The sequence below is a fragment of the Paraciimarium castrense LEGE 11436 genome (genome assembly GCF_056633055.1).
Genome location: NZ_JBSJOW010000003.1, coordinates 1 through 24,484, shown reverse-complemented (window position 1 = coordinate 24,484; position 24,484 = coordinate 1). Strand labels below are relative to the sequence as shown.

The following is a 24,484-nucleotide window of genomic DNA, read 5'->3' as shown; positions in this document are numbered from 1 at the left end:
GAGCTCACGGGCACGGGTGCCTGCCCAGCTGCTGCTCCCGGGCGCGGCGCAGCAGCTGGGGCCGGGGCGGGTGCACCTGCTTCTCGGTGGTGGTGTCGTCCTTGTGGAAGATGGCGCCGGTGGGGCACACATCCACGCACTTGCCGCAGGAGGTGCAGGCCTCCACCTCGCCCCAGGGTTGATCGAAGCCGGCGATGATCGAGCACTGGGCGCCGCGCTGGGCCACATCCCACACATGGGCCCCCTCCACCTCGTCGCAGACGCGCACGCAGCGGGTGCAGAGGATGCAGCGGTGGTGGTCGATCACGAAGCGGGGGTGGGAGGCATCCACCCGCCGTGGCGGGTACTGGTAGGGGAAGCGGCTGTGGTCCATGCCCACGGCCACCGCCAGGGCCTGGAGCTCGCAGCTGCCGCTGGCCACACAGAAGGCGCACACGTGGTTGCCCTCAGCGAAGAACAGCTCCACGGCCATGCGCCGGTAGCCGCGCAGCTGGGCCGTGTCGGTGTGCACCGCCATGCCCTCGGCGGCGGCGGTGGTGCAGGCGGGCAGCAGGCGGCCGCCGTCCTCCAGCTCCACCAGGCAGAGCCGGCAGGCCCCCACCGGGGTGAGCCCCTCCAGGTGACAGAGGGTGGGCAGCTCGGCGCCGGCCGCCCGCACCGCCTCCAGCAGGGAGGCGCCATGGGGCACCGCCACCTCCAGCCCATCCACCGTGAGGGTGAGCACGCTCATGGGGTCACCTCCAGCAGGCAGGCCGCCAGGTACTCCTGCCGGAAGTAGCGCAGGGTGCTGAGCACCGGGTTGGGCGCCGCCTTGCCCAGGCCGCAGAGGCTGGTGGCGCCCACCATGTGGCAGAGCTCCTCCAGGCGCTCGAGGTCGGCCAGGGTCGCCCGCCGCGCCACGAAGCGATCCAGCAGCTGGGCCAGCTGCACGGTGCCGGCGCGGCAGGGCAGGCATTTGCCGCAGCTCTCGTTCACGTTGAAGCCCATGAAATAGCGGGCCAGCTCCGGCATCGAGGTGGTTTCGCCCATCACCACCAGGCCGCCTGAACCCAGCATCGAACCCAGTTCCCGCAGGCGCTCGTAGTCCACCGGCGTGTCGAGCAGGGGGGCCGGGATGCAGCCGCCCGAGGGGCCACCGGTCTGCACGGCCTTGACGCCGCCATCGGCTCCGGTGCCGCCGGGCACACCGCCGCCGATGGTCTGCACCACCGTGCGCAGGCTGGTGCCCATCGGCACCTCCACCAGGCCAGGGTTCAGCACCGCCCCCGAGAGGGAGAACACCTTGGTGCCCTTGCTGCCCTCGCTGCCGATGGCGGCATACCAGTCGCCGCCGCGGCGCAGGATCGCTGGGATCGCGGCCAGGGTCTCCACGTTGTTGATCAGGGTGGGGGCCCCCCAGAGGCCCACCTCGGCGGGGAAGGGCGGCCGGGGCCGCGGCGTGCCGCGCTCCCCCTGGATCGAGGCCAGCAGCGCCGTTTCCTCGCCGCACACGTAGGCGCCGGCCCCCACCCGCAGCTCCAGCTGCAGCTGGAAGCCACTGCCGTCGATCGGGGCCCCCAGCAGCCCGCGGCTGCGGGCCTGGGCCAGGGCCAGCCGCAGCCGTTCGATCGCCAGCGGATACTCGGCCCGCACATACACATAGGCCTGCTCGGCGCCCACGGCGTAGGCGGCGATCGCCAGGCCCTCGATCAGCCGGTGCGGGTCGCCCTCCAGCACGCTGCGGTCCATGAAGGCGCCGGGGTCGCCCTCGTCGGCGTTGCACACCACCAGGCGCGGGCCGGGAGGCTGCAGGGCCACGGTGTCCCACTTCAGGCCCGTGGGATAGCCGGCGCCACCCCTGCCCCGCAGGCCGCTGCGCTTCACCTGCTCGCGCACCTGCTCGGGGCTGCACTCCTGCAGCACGCGCCGCAGCTGGCCGTAGGCCCCATGGGCCAGGGCGTCATCCAAGTTGGTGGGATCGATCAGCCCGCAGCTCTCCAGCACCACGGGGTGTTGCAGGGCAAAGAACGGCTGGCGCAGGTCGAGCTGCCGGTCCGCCAGGGTGCCGACCCCTTCGCCCAGGGCCAAGGCCACAAGCGCTTCGGCCTCACTGGGCTGGAGCTCCCCGAACAGCAGGGAGTCGCCGGGAGGGCCAGGGCCAGCATCAGGGCCAGAGCTCTCCCCCAGCCGATCGATGGCCACCAGGGGGCCGCGGCCGCAGAGGCGCAGGCAGCCCACGCTCTTGACGCCCACGCCAGCGGGGGCCGCCTGCTCAAGGGCCTGCCGCAGGGCCTCGCTGCCGGCGGCGCGGCAGCCACTGGCGCCGCAGCAGCGCAGCAGGGCCGCGGCCGCCATCAGCCCTTTCCCCCGGTGGGTTCAGCCACAGCCGGGATCCGGGCTGAAAGCCGTTCCTCAAGCCGCTCGGATTGATCCAGCGGCAGCTTCGCCTCCAGCTGGCCGTCCACGACCAGCACCGGCGCCTGGCTGCAGGCCCCCAGGCAGCTCACGGTCTCCAGGCTCCAGTCACCGTTGCCGGCGGGATCATCGAGCCTCAGCGCCAGCCGCCGCTCCAGCAGGGCCGCCAGCTCCGCCCCACCCTTCACGAAGCAGGCGGTGCCCAGGCACACGCAACAGCGGTGGGCTGTGGGGGCCCTGAGGCGGAACAGGTGGTAGAAGCTGGCCACCCCGTAGACGCGGGCCTGGGACAGCCGCAGTTCCCGGGCCACCTGGGCCAGGGCCTGGGGCGGCAGCCAGCCCTGCAGCTCCTGCACCCGGTGCAGCACCTCGATCAGCTCCCCGGGTCTGGCGCCATGCAGCCGCACGATGTGGCTGATGCGCTCGTCCTGGGGCGGGGGAGTGCCGGCGGCAGGGCTGGGCGGGAGAAGCGTCGCTGCCATGACCTGGACCGATCGCCAATCCAGGCCTAGCAGGGGATCAGGGTGCTGTCAGCGCCGAGCGCGGATCGGGGCTCAGGTCTCGTTGCCGCCGAACATCTCGTCATCGGCCTCAAACGGTTCGAATTCGTTCCAGCCGGGGCTGGCTGCGTCATAGAGGCCGAAGCGGGCTGCCTCGTCATCCACCCGGGTCTCGCCGGTGGGGCGGGTGTCGCAGGTGACGCCACCGTCCGCCGTGGGCTGGCAGTCGTCGAACACCACATCGGCCGCAGAGGGGAGAGGGAGCCCCAGGCCCAGGGCGGCAGCAACAGGCAAGGCGCCGAGCAGAGCGCAGGGGAGGAGTCGCATCACAAAGGCACGGGGGCGGCACTCAGGGGAATCCTGGCTGGGATGATGGGACACAGTGACTTGGCGGCGATGTACACCGACTGGACGGCCGTGATTCTGCTGCTGCTCACCGCGGCTCCTCTCGCCGTGGTCGTGGCCACCGCCGCCTTCTTCATCAGGCAACAGCAGAAGAAGCCGACCCGCTGATCGGCCCCTGCAACCGGGGCGCAGGGATCAGCAGCACCTCGGCGGCCGGTACTGCCCTGGGCCGTTGCCTGCCCTGCCCCACACAGTCCATGCAGGTGCGATAGCGCTGGCCGTCCAGCCGCAGCACGCCACTGCCGCCGCACTGGCAGCAAAGGGTGCCGGACAGGAGCCCGGAGACACTCAAGTCGGAACGGCCGGCGCTCGAGAGCAACCGCGCTGGGGTGGTCATCAAGGCGGCCTCGCGCCAGCCGTAGGAACCTCACCAGTGTGCGTGGATTCGCACACCACGCTCCCGAAAGCTTCCTTAAGAATTGGGCTCGGCCGGGTGGTGTGCGCCTAGGCCCCCCGGGGCTTCAGCTGCTGCATCAATTCAGCGGCGCTCAGCCGTGATCCAGGCGGCACCAGGCCGGCGCTGGAGGCCAGTAGGCCCACCACCCCGGCCGCATCGAACCCCCGGGCCCGCAGGCCCTCCAGCCCCTCGGCGCCGCTGCGCTTGCTCAGCCGCTGGCCCGTGCCCTCCTCGCGCCAGAGGGGGACATGGGCATAGCTGGGAGGCGTGGCGCCCATTTCCCGCATCACGGCCACCTGGGCCGCGGTGGAGCGCCAGAGGTCTTCACCGCGCACCACCGCGCTGATCCCGAGGCTGAGCTCATCCACGGCAGTGGCCAGGTGATAGGTGATGAAGCCGTCGGCCCGGCGCAGCACCACATCACCCACCTGGCTGGCTCCATCCAGTCGCCCCGCAGCTGACACCGGCACCAGGGCCGCAGCCTCCTGCCAGGCGATGGGACCGGCGGAGAGCCGCAGCCGCCAGCTGGGCCAGCGCCCCCCTTCGCCCCCCCAGCCCACCTGGCCCTGGCGGCAGAAACCTGGATACACGGCCCAGTCGCCGTGGGGGGCCGACACATCGGCCAGGAGCCTGCGACTGCAGCGGCAGGGGTAGAGGCGCCCGTCCCGGCGCAGGGCCGAGAGCACGCTGGCGTAGAGGCCGCGGCGCTCACTCTGGCGCCAGAGGGGGCCGTCCCAGGCCAGGCCCAGCCAGGTGAGATCCGCCAGGATCGCCTGCTCGGCGCCGGCCCGGTTGCGGGGCGTGTCGAGGTCGTCGATGCGCAACAGCCATTCACCGCCAGCGAGGCGCGCCTCAAGCCAGCTCAGCAGCGCCGTGCGCAGGTTGCCTCGGTGCAGGGCCCCCGTGGGGGAAGGGGCATAGCGGCCTCGGTAGCCCTGATCGCGCCGGTGCAGGCCGGCTTCGATCAGGGACTCGACGTGGCGGGGTAGCGGCAACGGGATCAGCGGGCGGAGCTGGGGGCCCCGCCGGATGCCTCAACCCTGGACGCGGTCCTTGAACATCTTGCCGGCGGTGAAGGCGGGCACCCGCTTGGCCGGAATCTTGATCTTCTCTCCGGTCTTGGGGTTGAGGCCCTGGCGAGCGGAGCGTTCCCGGGGTTCGAAGGAGCCGAAGCCAAGGATCGACACCTTGTTTCCCTCCACCACCGAATCGATGATGGTCTCGATGGCGGCGTCGATGGCCTGGGAGACGTCGGTCTTGGTGAGCTCGGTGCGGGCAGCCACGAGGTTGACGAGATCTGCTTTGTTCATAGGAGCGGGAAAGGCCTCTGGGGCAGCGTTCAGAGCGATGGTGGGGCGGCGCCGGGGCTGGGAGGTTGGTAGGCCTCGCCGGGGCGGCCGCCCCGCAGGACCGGGGTTCAGCGCGCCAATGGTATGGGGGCCGCCCGGGGACTGCAACAGAAAAGCGCCTCGCCGCAACGGATCTGGTGCCGTTTGGTGCTGAATCGCCCAAATCAGGGTGCGGATCGCAACGCGGCGGCACCCTTGGGCACGAGCTTGGCGCCGCGCAGGGCCCCCAGCCCGCCGCCGCAGGCGATCCATTCGGGGGTGTCGGGCGGCAGCCAGGCCATCAGGGCCTCGAGGCTGGCCAGCTGGCGCGACCAGTGGAAACAGCGCGGTGTGCGCAGGGGCGCCACTGCGTTCGGCGCCACCGGCGCCAGCAGCCGCCCGCAGAACAACACATCGAGTTCCCGGCCTCGGGCATGCACCACGCACGACCCCGGCGTGGGCCCAGGGGTCCAGAGCAGGCGCACCCCCGGCGCCAGCTCACACGCCGCCCCGAACGTGCGCAGCGGCGCCACCCCTGGCAGCAGGTAGGCCTCCTGCTCCTGCACCAGCACCTCCCAGCCGATGGCCTGCTGCACGCGGCGGCAGCGGCCGTGGCCCTCGCGACTGGTGAGCACCAGCAACCCCGGCTCCCGGACGGCCAGCCAGTCGAGGTTCGCCTGGCTGTAGCCGGGGCAGTCGATCAGCAGATCGAAGGCCAGGCCGCTGGCGCCGGACTCCAGCAGCCAGCTGCTGCCCCCCTGGCTGTCGCGGCTGGGGGCGAACAGCCACAGGCCAGGCCGCACCAGCCGGGGAGGGCGGCCGGGCTCAGGCGGAAGGGCTAGTGCTGACAGTGGCCCGGGCCGGGAAGGTCTGTCTAGTGTGTTGGGCAAGCTGGCCCGAGCCGTTGTCTGCCTCACCAATCTCGGCCCAAGCGGCGCCCTTGGCGACCCGTCGGAGTCGTTCCGGAGCCATCCATCCCGGGCGCCCGGGCCCCCTGGGTTCCTCCCTCACCTCCCGCGGGGTGAACTTCTCGGTGGTGGCTCCCCGGGCCACCCGGCTCGAACTTGTCCTGTTCAGCCACCCGGACGCCACCGAACCGAGCCGGGTCGTGGCGCTCGATGGCCGCCACCGCTCCGGCGATCACTGGCACGTGGAGGTGGAGGGCCTGGGGCTCGGCTGCTGCTACGGCTACAGGGTGTTCGGCCCCCTGCAGCCGGGTGGCCACAGCTTCGCCCCCTCGAAGGTGCTGCTGGATCCCTGCGCCCGGGCCATCGCCGGCTGGCAGGGCTACCGCCGCGCCGCCGCGGTCGGCGCCGCCCCCAACAGCTCCTGCTGCCTGCGGGGCGTGGTCACCGAGCGCGACCGCTTCGATTTCGAAGCCGCGCCCCGGCCGCGCCACAGCTGGCAGCGCAGCGTGATCTACGAACTGCATGTGGGGGGCTTCACCCAGGGCGCCGGCTGCCCGGTGAAGCCTGACCGCCAGGGCAGCCTGCTGGGTCTGATCGACACCCTGCCCCAGCTGCGGGAGCTGGGCATCACGGCGATCGAGCTGTTGCCTGTGATGGCCTTCGATCCCAGCGACGCGCCGCCGGGCCGCGAGAACCACTGGGGCTACAGCCCCCTGAGCTGGATGGCCCCCCATCCCGACTACCTGGTGGGGAACGATCCCCTGGGAGCCCGCGACCAGGTGCGGCAGCTGGTGAAGGCCTGCCACCTGGCGGGCATCGAGGTGCTGCTGGATGTGGTCTACAACCACACCAGTGAGGGCAACCAGCACGGCCCCACCTTGAGCTGGCGCGGCTTCGCCGACCGCCTCTACTACCAGCAGAGCGCCCTGGGCGAGTACCAGGACGTGAGCGGCTGCGGCAACACGATCGCCGCCAACCGGCCGCTGGTGCAGCACCTGATCCTGGAATCGCTGCGCTGCTGGGCCACGGAGCTGGGCGTGGATGGCTTCCGCTTCGACCTGGGCATCGCCCTGAGCCGGGGCGAGAACCTGGCGCCCCTGGCCCGGCCACCGCTGTTTGAGGCCATGGAGGCCGACCCCGACCTCGCCGACCTGAAGCTGATCAGCGAACCGTGGGACTGCGGCGGTCTCTACAAGCTGGCCGACTTCCCAGCCCGGCGGGTGGCCACCTGGAACGGCCGCTTCCGCGACGACCTGCGCCGCTTCTGGAAGGGCGATGAAAACTGCTCCTGGGCCGTGGGCCAGCGGCTCAGCGGCAGCCCCGACCTCTACAACCTGATGCCCACCCACCCGGGTCAGGCCATCACCTTCCTCACCGCCCACGACGGCTTCACCCTGGCCGATCTGGTGAGCTTCAACGGCAAGCACAACCTGGCCAACGGCGAGGACAACCGGGACGGCGACAACCACAACAGCAGCTGGAACCACGGCGTGGAGGGCCCGAGCAGCGACCATGCCGTGACGCTCCTGCGGGAGCGGCAGCTGCGCAACCTGCTGTGCACCCTGCTGCTCGCTCCGGGGATGCCGATGCTGCTGATGGGTGATGAGGTGCGCCGCAGCCAGGGGGGCAACAACAACACCTGGTGCCAGAACAACCCCCTCGGCTGGATGCACTGGCAGCCCGACAGCGGCGATCTGGCCCTGCGCCGCTTCGTGCGGCGGCTGCTGAGCCTGAGGCGGCACCTGGTGGATCTGATCAACCCCGAGCTGCCCCTGCAGGACCGTCCCCAAAAGCGGCACGACGATCCCCAGCAGCGCTGGCGCCAGTGGCACGGCGTGGAGATCACCCGGCCGGACTGGGCCAGCTGGTCGCACACCGTGGCCTGGAGCATCAACGACCACACCCAGGGACCGCTGCTGTGGTGTGGCATGAACGCCTTCAGCAAGGCCGTGCACTTCGACCTGCCGGTCTCCACCTCCGGCTGGCTGCGGGTGATCGACACCGCCCTGCCCGCCGGCCAGGACCTGCCGGCCCGTCCGGGGATCTGGAGCCCGGCGGGGATCCCGCTGGAGAGCCGCAGCCTGGTGTTGCTGGTGGCGCGGCGGCGGCTGGCCGGGGTGAAGCTGGATTGAACCGCCGGGACGAGGCCGCCGCGGCAGCAGCCAGGTCACGGGCTTAACAATCTGTCACGATTAACACTTCTTTACACTAAGCTGATGGTCGTTACGAGCTGAATGCCGTGGTCTTTGCCCTCCTCTACGCCGTGGCTGCAGCCGTTCTGCTGTGCAGCTCCTTCGCCCTGATGAGCCAGGGCTTCCGTGGCGGATCCGCGGCCGGGCCGCGGATCCGCAGCCGCCATCCTGAAGCCCCGGAGCCCGGCGAGCGGCTCCTCTATGTGGACCTCAACCGCGAACGCCTCGAAGCGCTTTACCAGCAGGCCTCCTGAAGGTTCCAGGCCCCGGCGGACCAGCGTCCGCGGGGTCTGCCGCCATCCGTGCGGTCGATCCACAGTCACCCCAGACCAGCAAAAAGCGGCGCCGTCCCTGGGGATGGCGCCGCTGCGGCGTTCTGGGGCTAGGGACAGGGCTCAGCCGAGGCCGATCTGACCGAGGATGCCCTGGCCGGTGAGAACTTCGGTGGCAAGGCCGATCACGAAGCCGAGCATGGCCAGGCGGCCATTCCAGGTTTCGGCGAAGGCCACGAAACCGAAGCGGGAAGCGGAGTCAGACATGGTTGCGCTTGGTTGCGAAACGTGAAGAAATAGTAACAGTGCTTGGGGCGGTTTGGGGCGCCGTGCTGGCCCGAAGGGAGCCGGCTTCCCGCCCCTCCTTCCCTTCTCAGCCAGTGCTTCACGTTTCGTTACCCGGCTTGCCAGAGTCTGGTGAGATCTCCCCTGAGCGATGACCACCGCCCAACTCCTCGAGGGCTTCGCCGGCCTCACCGGTTCCCTTATGGCCCTCTGGCTGCTGCGCCTCAACCGTCCCGACCTTGCCCCTGCCGAGGGGGCTGGCCCACTCACCCGCCTGCTGCAGCGCCCGGCTGTGCAGAGCGGCCTGCGGCGCTACGTGCTGCAGAAGGGCACCGCCGCCAGCATCGGCCTGCTGGCCCTGCGGCTGGCGATCGGCCTGATGATGATCCACCACGGCCAGGACAAGCTCGCCAATCCCCAGGCCTTCGCCGACACTTATGTGGCGCCGCTGCACCTGCCCTTCCCGCTGCTGCTCGCCTACGTGGCTGGCTTCTCGGAGGTGGTGGGCAGCTGGCTGCTGATCCTGGGCCTGCTGACGCCGCTGGGAGCCCTGGCGATCACCGGCACCATGGCCGTGGCCGCCTACCACCACATCCTCACCGCCGGGCTCAACATCTACGTGCTGGAACTGGTGGTGCTCTATCTGGGCGGCAGCCTGGCCCTGCTGCTGCTCGGCCCTGGACGGCTCTCCTTTGACGGCGCCATCACCGCCGAGCTGGTCAGCGAGTCGGTCGATGGATCCCGCGGCGGCCGTCCTGCTGCCCAGCCCCAGGCGGTCGCCGTCAGTGCCGCTCAGGGCGCCTGAGCGCGCGGCGCCCACACCCGGGGGCTGGACAATGGCCCCATGGTTCGTCGGTTCACAGTTCTGGGCTGCGCCACTGCCGCCGCCCTCTGCCTGGTCGCCCCGCTCCCCTCCGCAGCGACCGGCGGCACCGTCAGCGCCACCGTGCTGTCGATCGGTGACGGGGACAGCCTGAGGGTGCGGCAGGCGGGCCGGGTGGTGACGGTGCGGCTGGCCTGCATCGATGCCGCCGAGCTGAACCAGGCCCCCCACGGCCAGGAGGCCCGCAACGCCCTGCGCCTGCGGCTGCGCGTCAGCAGTTCCGTCAGCCTGCGCGTCAAAAGTACTGACCGCTTCGGCCGCACGGTGGCCGAGGTGATCAGCAACGCCTCGGACCCGGTGAACATCGGCCTGGCGCTGGTGGAATCCGGCCAGGCCTTCGTCTATCGCCGCTACCTGGGTCAGTGCAACGCCCGCGCCTACCTCGCCGCCGAAGAGCGGGCCAGCCGGCGCCGCAGCGGCGTGTGGCAGGTGGTGGGCGGCATCACCCGCCCGTGGGAGTTCCGCCGTGGTGGCAATGGCGGCAGCTCAGGCAGGCGCTACAGCTGCCGGCAGATCGGCTCCCATGGCCGAGCCCAGCAGATGCTGCGGCAGGGCCACACCTATCTCGATGGCAATGGTGACGGCGAGGCCTGCGAATCGCTGCGCTGAGGGCCATGGGCCCGCACCGTGGCGATCTGGCGGTAATGGGGGCTGGCTGCGCTGTCCACCTCGAAGGCGGTCCAGGAGGCGGCAGCCGCGGGCTCATCGCTCAGCACCGGCCATTCGAGGCGGACCCCCGCGTAGGTGATCCCCACGCAGGTGAGGTCCGGGTCGTCGGCCATCAGGGACCACAACAGATGCAGGGAGCTGCGGCGGTAGTCCGAGGCCGAGGGGCAGCAGGAAGGATCAGCGATGAAGCCTGGCGCCAGGGTGATGGCCTCAGCCCGCTCCCAGCAGAGGTAGGTGCCGTCGTCGGTGGGATAGAACCAGCAGGCTTCGTTCTCTGCCTGGTGCAGCGGGAAACGGTCCAGGGCGACGGCCTTGGTGCGGTCGTCTTCCAGCGCGTAGACCGCCAGCCACAACTGGGGCGGATCGAAGCGCGGGATCACCGCATCGCAATAGAGCTGGGTCGCAGCAGCCTGGGGCAGGCCCTCGGGGATGCTGCCGTTGAAGGGAAGCGCCTCAAGGCCCTGGCCTGACTCAGCAAGGGCTCTATGCCCAGCCTCCGGCAGGGCATAGAGCCGAAAGGCGGCCGCTTCGCGGATGCCGTGGCGCTGGGCCAGCTGCAGCTGGTCCCAGTCCGTGGGGCCATCGGGGGGAAGGCCCGACTCAGGAGCCAGAACGAAAGCCAATGACGCGGACATGAGCTGAGCTCCTGCTTCTGGGTGAACAGCCCCCCCCGGGGGATCCAGCATGGCGGCGATGCCTCAGGCCAGCCGCGGCAACCGGCAGCCGAGCTGGATCACGCCCTGATCCAGAAGCCTGCCGAGGCGCAGGGCCGCGGCCTCCTCCACTCGGGAAAACTCCGTCTGGCGCCTGGCCAGCCAGCTCAGCTCTTCGGGGGTGATCACCCCTGAAGCCATCGACTCGAGAAACAGTTCGCCCATGGTCATGGCGATGTTACGAAGTGTGTTCATCCTGGCATCCTTCTGGGGGGGCCGTGAAGAGGGGGCGTTGCGAAGCGGCTGTCGCCTGGACGACCACGGTCAGGCCCGAGACTGGCCGCCATGAACCGTCGCTCCCTGCTGGTGCTGCTCGGCCTGGCGACAGCCGGAACGGCCCAGGCCGGGCGGGCCAGGCCAGGACGCGCCTCGCCAAGCCCGATCCGCGGCAGTGGCCGCAGCGGCGGGCTGCCCTTTCAGCCAGTGTCCACGCCGCTGCCCCTGCCCCTCGATGGCCTCAGCGCCGCGGAGCAGCGCCTTCACTACGGCCAGGTGCACCTCGAGGATCGCCTCGTGGTGCCGGCTGGCTACCGGGCCGATCTGCTGGCGGTGTGGGGGGATCCGCTGGGGGATGGGAGCTTCGGATACAACAACGACCACCTCGCCTACCTGCCCCTGGCGCCGGGGCAGGCCCTGCTCACCGTCAATTTCGAGTACATCAGCCCCCTTCCCTGGGCGGAGGGGCTGGGTGAAGCCCGCGGCCTCAGCCTGCCCCTGGAGCAGCTCCAGGCGGCCCTGGCCGATCGCAACTCCCGGGTGGATGCCACCGCCCTGGCCAGTGGCGATCCCTTGCTGGCCATGGTGAAGGAGGTGGCCGGCGCTGCCCTTGAGGATCTCGGCATCGGCGTGGCGGGCCTGGAGCAGGGGCCCGAAGGCCGCTGGCGCCGCCAGCCAGGGCGCTTCGACCGCCGCATCAGCGGCCTCAGTGGCCTGCAGGATCCCGCCCAGGCCCTGCGCGCCAGTGGGCCGGCGGCGGCGGTGTTCCGCGCCGAGCGCCGCCTCGGCTACGACGACGGCCTCGGCGAGCGAATCATCGGCACCTTCGCCAACTGCGCCGGCGGCACCACCCCCTGGGGCACCGTGCTCAGCGCCGAGGAGAACATCCAGACGCAGGTGTGCGAGGCGGTGTACGCCGATGGCTCCTCGCTGGACCCGTCTGAGCTCCCCTTCCACTGGGACGGCCGCAGGCTCCGCGGCCTGGGCAACCCCTTCGCCCTGGCGGGCAACAAATACGGCTGGATTGTGGAGCTGGATCCGCGCCGGCCCCAGCGGCCTGCGGTGAAGCACACCGCCCTGGGGCGCTGCCGCCATGAGGCCGTGGCCGTGAAGGCCGAGGCCGGCCAGCCCCTGGTGCTGTACTCCGGGTGCGACCGCCACGGCGGCCACCTCTACCGCTACGTGAGCGCAGAGCGGATCAGCGATCCTCTCGATCCAGCCAATTCCGCCCTGTTCAGCGCCGGCCAACTGGAGGTGGCCCAGTTCAGCGCCGGCGGCCAGGGCCGCTGGATTCCGCTGCTGCCCACCACTCCCCTGGCTCCCCAGCTGCCCAGCCACTACCAGCGCTGGGGCCTGAGCCAGGCCACGCGGTTGCCCCACCCCGACCGCCGCCAGCCCGGCGCCGTCGACCTCAGCAGCGATGCCGAGGTGGGGCGCTATCTCGAGCAGTTCCGCAGCCTGGCTGCCCTCTACCCCGGCAGCGGCGAGACCCAGCTCGGCGCGATCCTGATCGACGCCCATCTGGCCGCCAACGCCGTGGGAGCCACCGCCGCAGCCCGCCCGGAAGACACGGTGATCGATCCGGCCACAGGCGATCTGCTGATCGCTTTCACGGCCGGGGGAGCCGATCGGGAGGGCCGGGCCGACCCCGCCATCTTCTCCGGCCCGGCCGGGGAGCCCACCTGGCCCCACGGCTGGGTGATGCGACTCAGCGAGAGCACTTCCAGCGCCGGCGGCTTCCGCTGGCAGATGGTGGCGGTGGGCGGCCTGCCCTGGGAGGGGGGCGTGGGCTTCGCCAACCCCGACAACCTGGAGGTGGATGGCGCCGGCAACATCTGGGTGGTGACCGACCGCTCCTCAGGGGCCAGCCCGGCCGAGGCCTTCGGCAATAACAGCTGCTGGGTGCTGCCCAGGCGCGGGCCGGCCCGGGGCGAGGCCCTCTGCTTCGCCACTGGGCCCATGGAGTGCGAGCTCACCGGGCCCTGCTTCGACAGCTCCGGGCACAGCCTGTTTCTGGCCGTGCAGCACCCCGGCGAAGTGCATGGCACCCGCAGGGCCCAGGGGTCCAGCCGCCACGCCACCGCCCTGGTGGATCGCGATGGGGCGGGTTTCGAGCAGGAGCGCTGGGTGCCGACCGGCTCGAACTGGCCCTCGGGCGTGCCCGGCAGGGTGCCCCGGCCTGGGATCGTGGCCATCAGCCGCCAAACCGGCGGGCCGCTGTTGCCTTGAGCGATGTCTCTGTTCTCCTGGCTGGTGATCGTGCATGCCCTGGCCGCCACGGTGTGGACCGGCGGCCACCTGTTGCTGGATCTGGGGGTGTTGCCCCGGGCCCTGCGCCAGGCCAGCGCCGCGCCGATCCGGGCCTACGAGGAGGTGTTTGAGCCGCTCGGACTCACCGCCCTGGCGATCCAGGTGATCACCGGCCTGGCCATGGCCTGGATCTATCTGCCGGGCCTGCAGGGCCTGTTCAACCCGGCGAACCCGATCGGGGTGCTGCTGGGCACCAAGCTGCTGCTGCTCGCCGCCACCGTGGCCCTGGCCCTGGACGCCAGGCTGCGCCTGATCCCCAACCTCACCGACAGCCGACTGGGTCCACTGGCCTGGCACATCCGCGCCATCACCGCCCTGGCGATCGCCTTCGTGGTGGTGGGCGCCGGCATCCGGCTGGGGGGCTTCAGCTGAGCGAGGCCAGCGGCTGGCAGGGCCCACCCGCCAGCATGGGGGTAACGCCCTGAGCCCATGCTGCTTCCCTGTCCCTTCGGCCCCCTCACCACCGCGGCCCTCGCCGCCAAGGCCGCCGGCCTTCAGGCCACTGTGTTGCTGCTGCTCACGCTGCTGATCAAGGCCCGCATCCAGATCAAGGCCGCCTCGGCCCTGGGGCTGTTTCTGCTGGCCCTGCAGACGCTGGTGTTTCTGGCCGTGGCCGGAGCTCTCGGGCTGGCGGCGGTGGGCGGTGGGGCCCTCGCCTTCCAGCGCCGCGCGGCCCAATCGGCGTGAGGGTGGGGCGGCGTGACGCTGGGAGGGTGTGATCGAACTCCCTCCCTGGCGCCCCCTGCTGCGGGCAGCACGTCAGCGCGAAGGACGCTCCCCGGCGGCCCGCTGGCTGCAGCTGGCCAGCGTGGCCACCGATGGCACCCCCCGGGTGCGCACCCTGGTGTTCCGCGGCTGGGTGGAGGGCAGCGTGCTGGAGCTGTTCACCGATGGCCGCAGCGCCAAGGCCGCTGAACTGCACCGGCAGCCGGCCGTGGAACTCTGTTGGCTGCTGGTGAGGGCCCGCAGCCAGTTCCGCCTGCGGGGGCGCCTGCTCAACCCCGATGCCGCGGCCGATCGGACGGCACGGCTGAGGCACTGGCAGGCCCTCAGCCCCGGCGGCCGGGCCCTCTGGGGCTGGCCCGAACCGGGGGCACCCCTTCAGGCCGGCGCCGCCTTCCCGGCCGCCCTCGACGACGGCACGCCGCTGCCGCCCCAGTTTCAGCTGCTCCAGATCCAGCTGGAGCATGTGGACCTGCTGGAGCTGGGGGGGCATCCCCACCGGCGCCGTCGCTGGCGGCTGGAGCACGGCTGGCGTGAGGAAGGGCTCAATCCCTGAAGGTTCGGGCTACTGCCGAATCGCCACGGCAGGAGCACAATGGGGGCGGAGTGGTTTCCGTGGCTCAGGCCCGGAAGGAAACGAGGAAAGTCCGGTGCAAGTCCGGCGCTGTCCCGCAGCTGTGAAGGAGAGACCTGCTCCTGAGCCAGAACGCTCGCCGCTTTGAGTTCTTTCCTGCCCGGCGCGGAAACCGGGAGAATCCATGCAACACCTCCGCTCCAGCCGCTCCCTCGGCCTTCTGGTGGCTCTTGCCACTGCCACGACCCTGCTCCTGGGCCAGCCCGCCCAGGCCCACAGCGTGGCCTCAGGCGGCCTGGCTGGAGGCTTCCTGCACCCCCTGGCCGGCACCGATCACCTGCTGCTGCTGATCGCCGTTGGCGCCGCGGCCTCCTACCTGTCGGCCGAACTGCTGCTCTGGGGTCTGGCGGGTGCCCTGGCCGGAGGCGTGTTCGGCGCCGTGGGCGGCGGCCTGCCCGGTGCCGAGCTGCTGGCGGGCCTGGCCATTCCGGCCGTGGCCCTGCTGGTGCTGCGCAGCCAGCAGTCGTCGCGGGCGCCGGCCCTGGAGTTCTGCGGCGCCCTGATCGCTGCTGCGGTGGCCGTGCACGCCATGCTGCACGGCCAGGAGGCACCGGCCGGTGCCGCCTCAGCCCTGTGGTGGGCGGGCGCCTTCTGCGCCTCGGTGCTGGTGAGCGGCAGCAGCTACCTGATGCTGCGGCGGCTGCCCAGCCGCTGGACCGCCGCCGTAGCCCTGCTGCTCGCCCTGGCTGGCGCGGCGCTGAGCCTCGGCCCGATTGCCTTCGGAGCCCGCTGAACACCGACGAGGCGTCAGTTCGCTGGCCTCTGCAGCAGAATGGCATCGACGGTTCCAGTGGTTCACACCCTGGACTTAAGGAGGAAAGTCCGGTGGGGAGAGGGTTCTTGGATCCTCTGCGAGTCCGGCGCTGTCCCGCAGCTGTGATGGGGTTCGCTCAAGGGAGCACCCCTCAGTCAGAACGCTCGCCGTTGTGATCAGCCCCCTCTCCCCCGGCGCGGACCGGGTTCCACGATGAATCCAGCCTTTCCTTCCAGCATCGGATCCCATCCCCTGTCGGCCTGCCAGGGCCTGGTGGAGCGCTGAGAAGCGCCGTAGACGTTTCCAAACCCAATCGAGAGTTGCATGGCCCGGCCATGCCAGCGCCGACCCCCAGGGTCGGGGCTGGTTCACCTGTAGGCGCCGTGGTTCTTCTTCTGCAGGGCCATGCACCGCATGGCTGCAGTCTCGTCTTTGCTTCCCCGGCCTTGTCTCCTCGCCCCCCTGCATGACCACCGACCTTCGGCCAGCCGACTTCGTTCTGGCTCCCTATGCCCGCAGCAGCAACTGGCACGGCGCCTTCCAGATCCTCAGCGCCGTGGGCCCCTACCTGGCCTGCTGGGCCCTTGCCATTGAGGCCGCCCAGCGGGCGCCCTGGGCCGTGCCCCTGCTGGTGATTCCCCTGGTGCTGTTCTCGCTGCGCTGCTTCTCCCTGATGCACGACTGCGGCCACCACTCCCTGTTCCGCAGCCGCTGGCTCAACCGGGTGGGTGGCTTCACCCTGGGGCTGGTGAATGCCATCCCCCAGCTGGCCTGGTCAAACGATCACGCCTTTCACCACCGCACCAATGGCGACTGGGAGCGCTACCGCGGCGTCACCGATCTGATCACCACCGATGACTTCGCCCAGCTCAGTGCCAGGCAGCAGGCCACCTATGGGCTGCTGCGCCATCCGCTGATGGGCCTGCCTGGAGGCTTTTACTACCTCGCCATCCAGCCCAGGCTGGAGTTGCTCAAGGCGATCTCCCGGGCGATCCGGGCCCAGGCCATGCCGCGCTCGGCCGAGTTCTGGGATCTGCTGCTCAACAACGTGGCGGTGGTGGGTCTGCTGATCCTGGCGGGCCAGCGCTGGGGCTTCGGCCTGGTGCTCGGGCTCTATGGCGTGACCCTGGCCTTCGCGGCGGCGATCTTCATCTGGATCTTCTTCGTGCAGCACATCTTCGAGGGCTCCTATGCCCACAACACCGAGGGCTGGAGCCACCTGCAGGGGGCCCTGGAGGGCACCAGCTATCTGCAGCTGCCGGCCTGGCTGCGCTGGTTCACGGCCGACATCGGCTACCACAACATCCATCACCTCTCGGAGCGCATTCCCAACTACAACCTGCGGGCGGCCCACGAGGCCAATGCCCATCTGCTGGCCGATGTGCCCACCCTGCGCCTGGGCGACATGCTCGGTTGCGCCCGCTTCATGCTCTGGGATCAGGATGGCGAGCGCCTGGTGCCACTACCGGGGCGGACCGATGCCGTGGCATGAGTCGCTGCCCTGGCGGGGGCCGATGCCCGGGCATGCCCAGGGGTCGGGATGCCATGGGGCCTGGGAGCCGCGCTTTCTGGAGCAGAACAGCCTGGTGATCGGCCACGCCGCCTGGCGGGGCTACCGGGCCAGCGGGCGAGGGCTGCTGATCTGTCAGCTAGACGCTCGGATCGCGCCGGAGCACGACTGGCGCCTGCAGGCGGTGCCGTTCAGCTGCCGCTATGTGGAGCGCGACCGGGTCGCAGACCAGCTGCGGCGGCAGGGGCTGGGGCCGGCGGCGATTCGTCCGAGCCTGGGGGCCCTCGACAGCTACGACCCGACCCGGGAGCTGGTGGTGCTGCTGTGCGGCAACGGTCCCGAGCTGATCGCCCTGCTGAAGAAGCTGCCCACACCGCCGCAGCAGTGCTTTGAGCTGGTGGAACGCCGCTGGAGCGAATTTGCCTGCGCAGCCACCCCATGACCCAATAGCACCCCGTTATGCGCATAAACGCGTAGAGTGATGATTCCGCTGCGCCCCCGCCGCCATGGCCGCCGTCTCCTGGCCCTTCGTCCTGCTGATGGCCCTGCAGCGGCGGCTGGTGTGGGCCATTCCCGCCGCCATGCTGCTCGGCCTGGCCTGGGGGGTGACCCTGCCCTCGGCCTGGCTGGTGGGCCTGGTGATGCCCCTCACCTTTCTGATGGTGTATCCGATGCTGATCGACCTGAGGCTGCCGCTTCTGTTCGGTGGCAAGGACCTCAGGCTGCAGCTCACCGCCCAGGCGATCAACTTCCTGGTGATCCCCTTTGTGGCCCTGGCGATCGGCCGGCTGTTCTTTCCCAGCCAGCCCCTGGTGGCCCTCGGCCTGTTGCTGGCGGCGCTGCTGCCCACCAGCGGCATGACCATCTCCTGGACGGGGTTTGCCCAAGGCAATCTGGAGGCTGCGGTGCGCATGACCGTGGTGGGCCTGGTGCTTGGCTCCCTGGCCACACCCCTCTACGCCAGGGCGCTGATGGGCGCTGTGGTGGAGGTGCCGATGGCCAGGGTGTTCCAGCAGATCCTGCTGATCGTGTTCCTGCCGCTGCTGCTGGGCCAGGTGACCCGCATGGTGCTGATCGCCTGCAAGGGCAGGGAGCACTACCAGAAGGTGATCAAGCCCCGCCTGCCGCCCTTCTCCACCCTGGGCGTGGTGGGCATCGTGGCCGTGGCCATGGCGCTCAAGGCGCCCCTGATCGTGGGCCAGCCCCTGCTGCTGGTGCGCATGCTGATGCCGCTGCTGCTGCTCTACGGCATCAACTTCGCCCTCAGCACCCTCGTGGCGCGCCGCTTCTTTCCCCGCAGCGACGGCATCGCCCTCGTGTACGGCACGGTGATGCGCAACCTCTCGATCGCCCTGGCCCTGGCGATGACGGCCTTCGGGCCGGAAGGCTCCGAGATTGCCCTGATCATCGCCCTGGCCTACATCGTTCAGGTGCAGGCCGCCGCCTGGTATGTGAAGGCCACCGACCGCCTGTTCGGTCCTGCGCTGGCGGCGGAAGCCCCGGCCTGAGGTGCCCGTGAGCGGTCCAGTTCGGGCCGCTCTCCCCGCGCCCCGCTGCCATGCCCTCGACGGCGCCCGCCTGCTGGCGGTGCTGCTGCTGATTCCCTTTCACGCCGCGGCGATCTTCTACGCAGGCGATCTGGGCACGTTCTATGTGACCAATCCCGAGAGCAGCCGGGCCCTGGGGGGCTTTCTGTTGCTGGTGCACCAGTGGCACATGCCCCTGTTTTTCTTTCTGGCGGGCTCGGCGAGCTGGTACTCCCTGCGATCGCGCGGTGCGGGGGCCTACCTGCGGGAACGCCTGCAACGGCTGCTGCTGCCCCTGGGGGTGGGCATTTTGGTGCTGGTGCCGCCCCAGGTGTACGTGCACGAACTGCAGAGCGTGGATTCAGCCCTGGGCTACCTGGGCTTCTACCCCCACTTCTTCGATGGGATTCGGCCAGCGGGTCACTTCGAGTGGGCCCACCTCTGGTTTCTGGCCTACCTGCTGGTGATCACCCTGCTCTGCCTGCCGCTGCTGGACCGGCTGAGTGCTCAGTCCAGCCCCAGCCCACCTGAAGGCGGTGCAGGCTGGCGGGTGAGCCTGGGCTCGTTGCTGCTGCTGGCCCTGCCCCTGATGCTCTCGGAGGCCCTGCTGAGGCCCCGCTGGCCGGGCTTTCAGAACCTCTACGACGACTGGGCCAATCTGCTGCTCTACCTGCTGTATTTCGTCTACGGCTACCTCTTCTGCCACCACAGCGGCCTCTGGGAGGTGCTGGATCGTCATCGCCGGCTGCTCCTGGCGCTGGCGGCGCTGAGCATGGCGGTGTTCGTGGCCCTCACGCTCAGCGGCGCCACGCCCGCAGCGGGCGATCAGTCTGCTGCCGCCCAGCTGTTCCAGGCCTTTCGCGGCTGGAACAGCTGGTGCGCCGTGCTGGCCCTGGTCGCCCTGGCGCGCCGCTTCCTGAAGGCACCCCATCCGCTGGTGAGCTACGGCAGCAAGGCCGCCATGCCGCTCTACCTGCTGCACCAGCCGGTGCTGGTGGGCCTGGGCTGGTGGGTGGTGCCGCTGCCACTCGCCATCGGCGCCAAATTCGCCCTGATCTGCGCCGGCTCCCTGCTGATCAGCCTGGGCCTCTACGAGGGTGTGATCCGGCGCCTGGGCCCCCTGAGCCCGTGTTTTGGCCTGGTGGGCCGGCCCTGAGCGCACTCCCCATGCAGCGCCTCTCGATCATCATTCCCACCCTCAATGAGGCCACCTGCCTGGCCGCCACCCTGGAGCGGCTGCAGGCCCTCGACCCGCCGGCCTGGGAGGTGCTGGTGGTGGATGGCGGCAGCCACGATCACACCACCAGCATTGCGGCGTCAGCGGGGGTGCGGGTGCTCCAGTCGCCGGCCACCGGCCGGGCGGTGCAGATGAATGAGGGGGCTCGCCAGGCCAGTGGGGCGCTGCTCTGTTTCCTGCATGCCGACACCCTGATCCCCACGGATCTGGTGGAGGTGGCGGAACGCGCCCTGGCCGATCCCTCGGTGGCCTGCGCCGGCTTTGTCTCCCTGATGCGCTCAGGCCAGCGCACCTGCTGGGGCGTGTCGGGGCTGAACCTGCTGAAAACCTATCTGGCGCCGCTGCTGTTTCGGCCGCTGCAGTTCCTGCGGGGGCTGAGGCTGCTGTTTGGCGATCAGGTGATGATCACCCGGCGCCACACCTTCTGGAAGGGCGGAGGCTTCGATGAAGCCCTGCCCCTGCTGGAGGATGGGGACCTCTGCCTGAGGCTGCTGAAGCAGGGCAGGATCAGGCTGATCCGCCGGGTGGTGGTGAGCTCCGATCGCCGCGTGCGGGCCTGGGGGGCCGGCAAGGCCATCGCCACCTATCTCGGCATCGGCATCCTCTGGGGCCTGGGCCTGCCACCTCGGCACCTGCGGCGCTTCTATGACGACGTTCGCTGAGAGGGCGCCGACTCAGCCCCTCTGCTGATTGAGGCTCCAGTCGTAGGGCAGGAACCGCACCTGGGGCTCTGGACCTGGGGGAATTCCATCTCCCAACCGGGGCAGGATGTAGCCGGGCAGAGAGGCGCTCACCGCCAGAAAGTCAGCCCGGTACCACTGAAAGATCCGGCTGACCCAGAGGATGTTGCGCTCCCGCTCGAAGCGCACCTTGGCGGGGTTGTGGATGAAGCGGTGAAGGTCAGCTTCGAGCTGCTGCTCCACGGCGTCGGTGCGGTAGGCGCGCTGGCGGAGCAAGGGACAACCCACCGAGGCACACACGATCGCGAAGTGAATGCGCGGATCCCCCAGCTGGCGCAACAGCTGATTTTCGATCTGGGCCAGGCTGAAGCAACCGTCCTGCAGCCGGTGCAGCGGCCGCTGAAAGAAGCGCAGAAAACCAACCCAGTTCGGCAGTCCCAGCAGGCTGGGGCGGATCGAGGCGATCGGGTAGGCCTCCAGCACGGCCTGAATCGTGAAGGCGTTGTAGAGGTTGATCCAGTGGGCCAGCTGCTCCTGGCGCCCTTCGGTGTGGGCCGTCTGGGCGGCCAGCCAGGCGCGGAGGGTGTGGCGATCCCGGCGCTGCCAGTTGGCGTAATCCACCCTGCCTTGGCCGTCCACATAGCGCTGCAGCAGCTGGTCCCAGACGGCGGGGTCTTTCATGCGGCAAGGATCCAGGGGGCAGGGGCCATCGGCTCAGCTGACGTTGCCCTCGCGCTGATCCGGCATCGAGGGCGGTGAGGGCGGCTCCTGCAACACCGGCAGCAGGCTGTTCAGGCCCAGCATCACGAACGACAACGCCCCCACCAGGGCCAGCAGCCGCATGCCGAGGGGCAAGCCCCGATCCACCAGCCTGTCGTCGGCATCCTGATCGTCGGGCTCGGGGGGCAGAGGCGTCATCGGGGGAAGCGGCTCAGCAGGCCATTCTCGCTGCCGCGGGCGAAGGGGGCAGGCGCCTTGGCGTGGACCGCTTGCTCCCCTTGACTCTCTAGCTGGATGGAGACCATACGGTGGACTGAACCGCTTCGTTGTCCCCTTTCCCCATGGTTGGATCCGCCTTTCGGTTCGGAGTGTCCGCACTGGCTCTGGCTTCGTTGCTCTCCTCCCCGGCCCTGGCCCAGGTGGATCCCCACGAGGGTCATCACGGCATGGACGGCATGCCAGGCATGACGACCCCAGGCCACGCCCATGACGTGGGCCCCGCCGGCGCCACCTACGACCTGCGCTTCCTCGACGGCATGGTGCAGCACCACACCGGCGCCCTGCGCATGAGTGAATTCGTCTTCGGCATTGACCAGCCCGGTGTGGGGGCCCTGGGCAACACGATCTGGCGGGATCAGGCCAGCGAAATCCGTGCCATGGGGCTGTGGCGCAGGGCCTGGTATCCCCAGGCGCCGGTGTATCCCGTGGCGCTGGCGCCTGGCGGTGATCCCAACAGCCTCTCCGGCCTCACCCGCATGAGCCAGGCCCAGATCGAGGGCATGCGGATGATGGGCGCCGGACCCACCCGGGAGAACCGGGTGGTGTGGTTCCTCGAGGGCATGCTCCACCACCATGGCGGGGCGCTGATCATGGCCCATGACGCCCTGGCCAAGAGCACCAACACCACGATCCGGCGCTTCGCGCGGGCTGTGATCGTGGCGCAGCGGGCCGAGATCATCGAGTTGCGCCGCATGCTGGCGGTGGAGGGATTGCGCAAGCCGGAGTACTCGCAGTACGACGAGCTCTTTGCCCTCTGAGCGGCCCGGCAGAAGCACGCTCCCCGCTTGACACTCCACCCCTGTGGAGACCATACGCTCAAAAAAGTCCATTAGCGGCGCAGGGTCATGGGATTCCAGGCGATCGATCGTTTGCTGCTGCACCCCCTTCCTGCGGATCTCTGCTTCGGGGCGCGATGAGCGGGCAACTCGGTCGCCGTTCCTTTCTTGCTATGGCTGGCGGTGCTTCCGCCATCGCCGCCGGCTCAGCCCTGCTGGGACGCTCCGCCCCGATTCGATCCCAAGCCAGCACGGGTGTACCAGCCCCGTCCCATCTGCGCTCCGGCGGCGGACGCCTGGAACTGGACCTGGTGGTCCAGGACACCCCTGTGGCGATCCCGGGCGGCCCGTCCAGGGCCCTCACTTACAACGGCCTGCTGCCTGGGCCCCAGCTAGAGGCCGAACCCGGCGATGTCGTGCGGATCGAGCTGCACAACCGCCTGACCCGCCCCACCAACCTGCACTACCACGGCCTCCACATCCCTCCCGGCGGCAGTGCTGACAACGTGTTCGTGAGCGTGGCCCCCGGCGCAAGCCACAGCTACGCCTTCACCCTGCCGGGCGACCATCCCGCCGGCACCTTCTATTACCACCCCCACCACCACGGCACCACGGCCGATCAGGTGTTCGGCGGCCTCGGAGGGGTGTTCATCGTGCGCGGTGCCCTGGATCAGATCGCCGAGGTGCAGGCCGCCGAGGAGCAGGTGCTCTTCCTCAAGGATCTTCCCCGGCAGGGGGGCTTCAGCCCGATGGGCATGGGGATGATGCTGGGGCGTGAGGGCGAGGTGCTCACCGTCAACGGCCAGGTGAACCCGGCGCTTTCGATCCCCTCAGGGGGTCTGCTGCGGCTGCGGATCGTGAACGCCTCCAATGCCCGCTTCTGGCGGCTGGCCCTCGAGGAGCATCCCTTCCACCTGATCGCCACCGATGGCGGTGCCATCGAGGCACCGGTGGAGCTGGCGGAACTGATGCTGGCCCCCGGCGAGCGGGCTGAGGTGCTGGTGCGGGGTGCGCGCCAGGGCGGTCGTTACCGGCTTCTCAACCTTCCCTACGCCAGGGGCTCCGGCGGAATGATGGGCGGCATGGGCAGCCGCATGGGCATGGGTAGAGGAATGGGAATGGGGAGGGGAAGGATGGGATCAGGCTTTGAGCAGCAGGCTCCGGTGCCGATCGCCACCCTGAACTACGAGGGCTCGGTGACGCCCCTGCAGCTGCCCGAGCGCCTGCTGCCGGTGGAGCCCCTGCCGGCGCCAGTGCGCAGGCGCCGCTTCGTGCTCAACCACGGCATGGCCCCTGGCATGGGCATGGTGTTCCTGATCAATGGCCGTGGCTTCGACCACGGCCGGATCGACACCTCCGTGCGCCTCGGTGACACAGAGGAGTGGGAGCTGGTGAACGACGGCGTGATGGATCACCCCTTCCACGTGCACATCAACCCCTTCCAGGTGATCAGCCGCAACGGCACGCCGGAGCCGTGGCGCGCCTGGAGAGATGTGGTGCTGCTGCGTCCAGGCGAAACCGTGCGGATTCGCACCCGGTTCGATGATTTCGCCGGACGCACGGTGTATCACTGCCACTTCCTCGATCACGAGGAGCTGGGCATGATGGGCACCCTGGAGATCAGCGCCTGAGCGCTCGCGACCAACCTGGAACGCGCCGCCCCGGGTCACTCCACCTCAAGGCTGCCCCGCACCATGTTCATGCCGCAGTGGAAGGGATAGGTGCCGGCAGCCCTGGCCGGCAAGTCCACGGAGGTGGTGGCATCCAGGGGCAGATCGAGGGATTGGTGGAAATCGGGGAAGATCACCTTCGCCACGCAGCCGCTCGGATCGATCCGGTGAAAGCTGAGCCGCACCGGCTGGCCGGCCTTCACCCGGATCCGTGAGGGGGCATAGCCCCCATCCACCGTGATGGTGATCTCCTGCAGGCCGTGCTCCCCCTCGCGGGCCGCCACGCCCGTGCCATGGCGGCCGAGGAACCACCACAGCTCCCAGACGATCAGCACCAGCCCCGCGCCGGCCACCAGCAGCTTCAGCAGCAGGGGTTGCTCGATGCTGCGCCAGAGCGGGACGGTGCTGGCGGCACTGGTGGCGGCGGCCGGCAGAAGCAACATCAACTCTGGGAGCGTCATCAGGCCGCCCTCGGCAGGGGCGCAGGCCGGAAGCGGCGCAGC

The 24,484-nt window shown here is 70.0% G+C and carries 30 protein-coding genes and 2 riboswitches; of the genes, 17 read left to right on the top strand and 13 right to left on the bottom strand.

Annotation, left to right across the window (positions count from 1 at the left end):
* Positions 1 to 4: 4 nt before the first annotated feature.
* The 4 genes from hoxU to ACWJIO_RS05810 form a co-directional block, all read right to left on the bottom strand.
* Positions 5 to 730: a bidirectional hydrogenase complex protein HoxU gene (gene hoxU, locus ACWJIO_RS05825; protein ID WP_480312046.1), complete on the bottom strand. Its 726-nt coding sequence runs from the start codon at positions 728 to 730 to the stop codon at positions 5 to 7.
* Positions 727 to 2,334, bottom strand: a complete 1,608-nt coding sequence (locus tag ACWJIO_RS05820; protein ID WP_480312044.1) for a NuoF family protein — start codon at positions 2,332 to 2,334, stop codon at positions 727 to 729. The genes hoxU and ACWJIO_RS05820 overlap by 4 nt, the downstream gene beginning before the upstream one ends.
* Positions 2,334 to 2,876, bottom strand: a complete 543-nt coding sequence (locus ACWJIO_RS05815) for an NADH-quinone oxidoreductase subunit NuoE family protein (RefSeq protein WP_480312042.1) — start codon at positions 2,874 to 2,876, stop codon at positions 2,334 to 2,336. Before ACWJIO_RS05815 ends, ACWJIO_RS05820 begins: the two co-directional genes overlap by 1 nt.
* A gap of 72 nt (positions 2,877 to 2,948) precedes the next feature.
* On the bottom strand, positions 2,949 to 3,221 hold the full coding sequence (locus ACWJIO_RS05810; RefSeq protein WP_480312041.1) for a hypothetical protein: 273 nt from the start codon (positions 3,219 to 3,221) through the stop codon (positions 2,949 to 2,951).
* Between the two features lie 45 nt (positions 3,222 to 3,266).
* Between ACWJIO_RS05810 and ACWJIO_RS05805 the strand changes: the two genes are divergently transcribed.
* Positions 3,267 to 3,407, top strand: a complete 141-nt coding sequence (locus ACWJIO_RS05805) for a hypothetical protein (protein ID WP_480312434.1) — start codon at positions 3,267 to 3,269, stop codon at positions 3,405 to 3,407.
* A gap of 336 nt (positions 3,408 to 3,743) precedes the next feature.
* On the opposite strand, the gene gluQRS is transcribed toward ACWJIO_RS05805, so the two are convergent.
* The 3 genes from gluQRS to ACWJIO_RS05790 all read right to left on the bottom strand — a co-directional run bounded on the left by gluQRS (position 3,744) and on the right by ACWJIO_RS05790 (position 5,827).
* Positions 3,744 to 4,691 (bottom strand): tRNA glutamyl-Q(34) synthetase GluQRS, encoded by a 948-nt coding sequence (gluQRS, locus tag ACWJIO_RS05800; protein ID WP_480312039.1) that lies wholly within the window; start codon positions 4,689 to 4,691, stop codon positions 3,744 to 3,746.
* A gap of 39 nt (positions 4,692 to 4,730) precedes the next feature.
* A complete protein-coding gene (locus ACWJIO_RS05795) occupies positions 4,731 to 5,006 on the bottom strand; it encodes an HU family DNA-binding protein (RefSeq protein ID WP_186697163.1) in 276 nt (91 codons plus the stop codon).
* A gap of 203 nt (positions 5,007 to 5,209) precedes the next feature.
* Positions 5,210 to 5,827, bottom strand: a complete 618-nt coding sequence (locus ACWJIO_RS05790) for an MBL fold metallo-hydrolase (protein ID WP_480312038.1) — start codon at positions 5,825 to 5,827, stop codon at positions 5,210 to 5,212.
* 137 nt (positions 5,828 to 5,964) lie between these two features.
* On the opposite strand from ACWJIO_RS05790, the gene ACWJIO_RS05785 reads away from it, so the two are divergent.
* Positions 5,965 to 8,064, top strand: a complete 2,100-nt coding sequence (locus ACWJIO_RS05785; protein WP_480312036.1) for a glycogen debranching protein — start codon at positions 5,965 to 5,967, stop codon at positions 8,062 to 8,064.
* Between the two features lie 107 nt (positions 8,065 to 8,171).
* The gene (locus ACWJIO_RS05780; protein ID WP_480312034.1) at positions 8,172 to 8,378 is read left to right on the top strand and encodes a hypothetical protein; all 207 of its coding nucleotides are present in this window, start codon (positions 8,172 to 8,174) and stop codon (positions 8,376 to 8,378) included.
* 141 nt (positions 8,379 to 8,519) lie between these two features.
* Here the strand turns inward: ACWJIO_RS05780 and ACWJIO_RS05775 are convergent, their stop codons facing one another.
* On the bottom strand, positions 8,520 to 8,663 hold the full coding sequence (locus tag ACWJIO_RS05775; RefSeq protein ID WP_480312033.1) for a high light inducible protein: 144 nt from the start codon (positions 8,661 to 8,663) through the stop codon (positions 8,520 to 8,522).
* 169 nt (positions 8,664 to 8,832) lie between these two features.
* On the opposite strand from ACWJIO_RS05775, the gene ACWJIO_RS05770 reads away from it, so the two are divergent.
* Positions 8,833 to 9,486, top strand: coding sequence for a DoxX family protein (locus ACWJIO_RS05770; RefSeq protein ID WP_480312032.1), 654 nt, complete (start codon positions 8,833 to 8,835; stop codon positions 9,484 to 9,486).
* Between the two features lie 39 nt (positions 9,487 to 9,525).
* Complete coding sequence (locus ACWJIO_RS05765) at positions 9,526 to 10,173, top strand: thermonuclease family protein (RefSeq protein ID WP_480312030.1); 648 nt, start codon at positions 9,526 to 9,528, stop codon at positions 10,171 to 10,173.
* On the opposite strand, the gene ACWJIO_RS05760 is transcribed toward ACWJIO_RS05765, so the two are convergent.
* Both ACWJIO_RS05760 and ACWJIO_RS05755 read right to left on the bottom strand, forming a co-directional pair.
* On the bottom strand, positions 10,125 to 10,868 hold the full coding sequence (locus tag ACWJIO_RS05760; protein WP_480312028.1) for a hypothetical protein: 744 nt from the start codon (positions 10,866 to 10,868) through the stop codon (positions 10,125 to 10,127). The two genes, ACWJIO_RS05765 and ACWJIO_RS05760, sit on opposite strands and share 49 nt — an antisense overlap.
* A gap of 63 nt (positions 10,869 to 10,931) precedes the next feature.
* Positions 10,932 to 11,141 (bottom strand): hypothetical protein, encoded by a 210-nt coding sequence (locus ACWJIO_RS05755; RefSeq protein WP_480312026.1) that lies wholly within the window; start codon positions 11,139 to 11,141, stop codon positions 10,932 to 10,934.
* 90 nt (positions 11,142 to 11,231) lie between these two features.
* On the opposite strand from ACWJIO_RS05755, the gene ACWJIO_RS05750 reads away from it, so the two are divergent.
* The 10 genes from ACWJIO_RS05750 to ACWJIO_RS05705 all read left to right on the top strand — a co-directional run bounded on the left by ACWJIO_RS05750 (position 11,232) and on the right by ACWJIO_RS05705 (position 20,518).
* Positions 11,232 to 13,391 (top strand): PhoX family protein, encoded by a 2,160-nt coding sequence (locus ACWJIO_RS05750; protein WP_480312024.1) that lies wholly within the window; start codon positions 11,232 to 11,234, stop codon positions 13,389 to 13,391.
* Between the two features lie 3 nt (positions 13,392 to 13,394).
* Complete coding sequence (locus ACWJIO_RS05745) at positions 13,395 to 13,844, top strand: CopD family protein (protein ID WP_480312021.1); 450 nt, start codon at positions 13,395 to 13,397, stop codon at positions 13,842 to 13,844.
* A 57-nt stretch (positions 13,845 to 13,901) separates the two neighbouring features.
* Entirely contained in the window at positions 13,902 to 14,159 is a 258-nt protein-coding gene (locus ACWJIO_RS05740; RefSeq protein ID WP_480312019.1) for a hypothetical protein, read from the top strand.
* A 28-nt stretch (positions 14,160 to 14,187) separates the two neighbouring features.
* Positions 14,188 to 14,751, top strand: a complete 564-nt coding sequence (locus tag ACWJIO_RS05735) for a pyridoxamine 5'-phosphate oxidase (RefSeq protein WP_480312017.1) — start codon at positions 14,188 to 14,190, stop codon at positions 14,749 to 14,751.
* A gap of 34 nt (positions 14,752 to 14,785) precedes the next feature.
* Positions 14,786 to 14,927, top strand: a riboswitch (cobalamin riboswitch).
* Positions 14,928 to 14,953: 26 nt separating this feature from the next.
* Positions 14,954 to 15,562, top strand: coding sequence for a HupE/UreJ family protein (locus tag ACWJIO_RS05730; RefSeq protein ID WP_480312015.1), 609 nt, complete (start codon positions 14,954 to 14,956; stop codon positions 15,560 to 15,562).
* Between the two features lie 32 nt (positions 15,563 to 15,594).
* Positions 15,595 to 15,769: riboswitch (cobalamin riboswitch) on the top strand.
* A gap of 280 nt (positions 15,770 to 16,049) precedes the next feature.
* Positions 16,050 to 17,075 carry a fatty acid desaturase gene (locus tag ACWJIO_RS05725; RefSeq protein ID WP_480312013.1) on the top strand — a complete coding sequence of 342 codons (1,026 nt, stop codon included), beginning with the start codon at positions 16,050 to 16,052 and terminating at the stop codon, positions 17,073 to 17,075.
* Complete coding sequence (locus ACWJIO_RS05720) at positions 17,026 to 17,535, top strand: hypothetical protein (protein WP_480312011.1); 510 nt, start codon at positions 17,026 to 17,028, stop codon at positions 17,533 to 17,535. The genes ACWJIO_RS05725 and ACWJIO_RS05720 overlap by 50 nt, the downstream gene beginning before the upstream one ends.
* A 64-nt stretch (positions 17,536 to 17,599) precedes the next feature.
* Positions 17,600 to 18,601: an arsenic resistance protein gene (locus tag ACWJIO_RS05715; protein WP_480312009.1), complete on the top strand. Its 1,002-nt coding sequence runs from the start codon at positions 17,600 to 17,602 to the stop codon at positions 18,599 to 18,601.
* 7 nt (positions 18,602 to 18,608) lie between these two features.
* A complete protein-coding gene (locus tag ACWJIO_RS05710) occupies positions 18,609 to 19,775 on the top strand; it encodes an acyltransferase family protein (protein ID WP_480312006.1) in 1,167 nt (388 codons plus the stop codon).
* Between the two features lie 11 nt (positions 19,776 to 19,786).
* Positions 19,787 to 20,518 carry a TIGR04283 family arsenosugar biosynthesis glycosyltransferase gene (locus tag ACWJIO_RS05705; RefSeq protein WP_480312004.1) on the top strand — a complete coding sequence of 244 codons (732 nt, stop codon included), beginning with the start codon at positions 19,787 to 19,789 and terminating at the stop codon, positions 20,516 to 20,518.
* A 12-nt stretch (positions 20,519 to 20,530) separates the two neighbouring features.
* Here the strand turns inward: ACWJIO_RS05705 and ACWJIO_RS05700 are convergent, their stop codons facing one another.
* Both ACWJIO_RS05700 and ACWJIO_RS05695 read right to left on the bottom strand, forming a co-directional pair.
* Positions 20,531 to 21,217 carry a DUF547 domain-containing protein gene (locus ACWJIO_RS05700; RefSeq protein WP_480312002.1) on the bottom strand — a complete coding sequence of 229 codons (687 nt, stop codon included), beginning with the start codon at positions 21,215 to 21,217 and terminating at the stop codon, positions 20,531 to 20,533.
* A gap of 33 nt (positions 21,218 to 21,250) precedes the next feature.
* Positions 21,251 to 21,454: a hypothetical protein gene (locus ACWJIO_RS05695; RefSeq protein WP_480311999.1), complete on the bottom strand. Its 204-nt coding sequence runs from the start codon at positions 21,452 to 21,454 to the stop codon at positions 21,251 to 21,253.
* 143 nt (positions 21,455 to 21,597) lie between these two features.
* Between ACWJIO_RS05695 and ACWJIO_RS05690 the strand changes: the two genes are divergently transcribed.
* Together ACWJIO_RS05690 and ACWJIO_RS05685 are read left to right on the top strand one after the other, a co-directional pair.
* Positions 21,598 to 22,293 carry a DUF305 domain-containing protein gene (locus ACWJIO_RS05690; protein WP_480311998.1) on the top strand — a complete coding sequence of 232 codons (696 nt, stop codon included), beginning with the start codon at positions 21,598 to 21,600 and terminating at the stop codon, positions 22,291 to 22,293.
* Between the two features lie 155 nt (positions 22,294 to 22,448).
* The gene (locus ACWJIO_RS05685; protein WP_480311997.1) at positions 22,449 to 23,942 is read left to right on the top strand and encodes a multicopper oxidase family protein; all 1,494 of its coding nucleotides are present in this window, start codon (positions 22,449 to 22,451) and stop codon (positions 23,940 to 23,942) included.
* A gap of 35 nt (positions 23,943 to 23,977) precedes the next feature.
* On the opposite strand, the gene ACWJIO_RS05680 is transcribed toward ACWJIO_RS05685, so the two are convergent.
* A partial coding sequence (locus ACWJIO_RS05680; protein ID WP_480311995.1) for a cupredoxin domain-containing protein occupies positions 23,978 to 24,484 on the bottom strand: 507 nt, incomplete at its 5' end.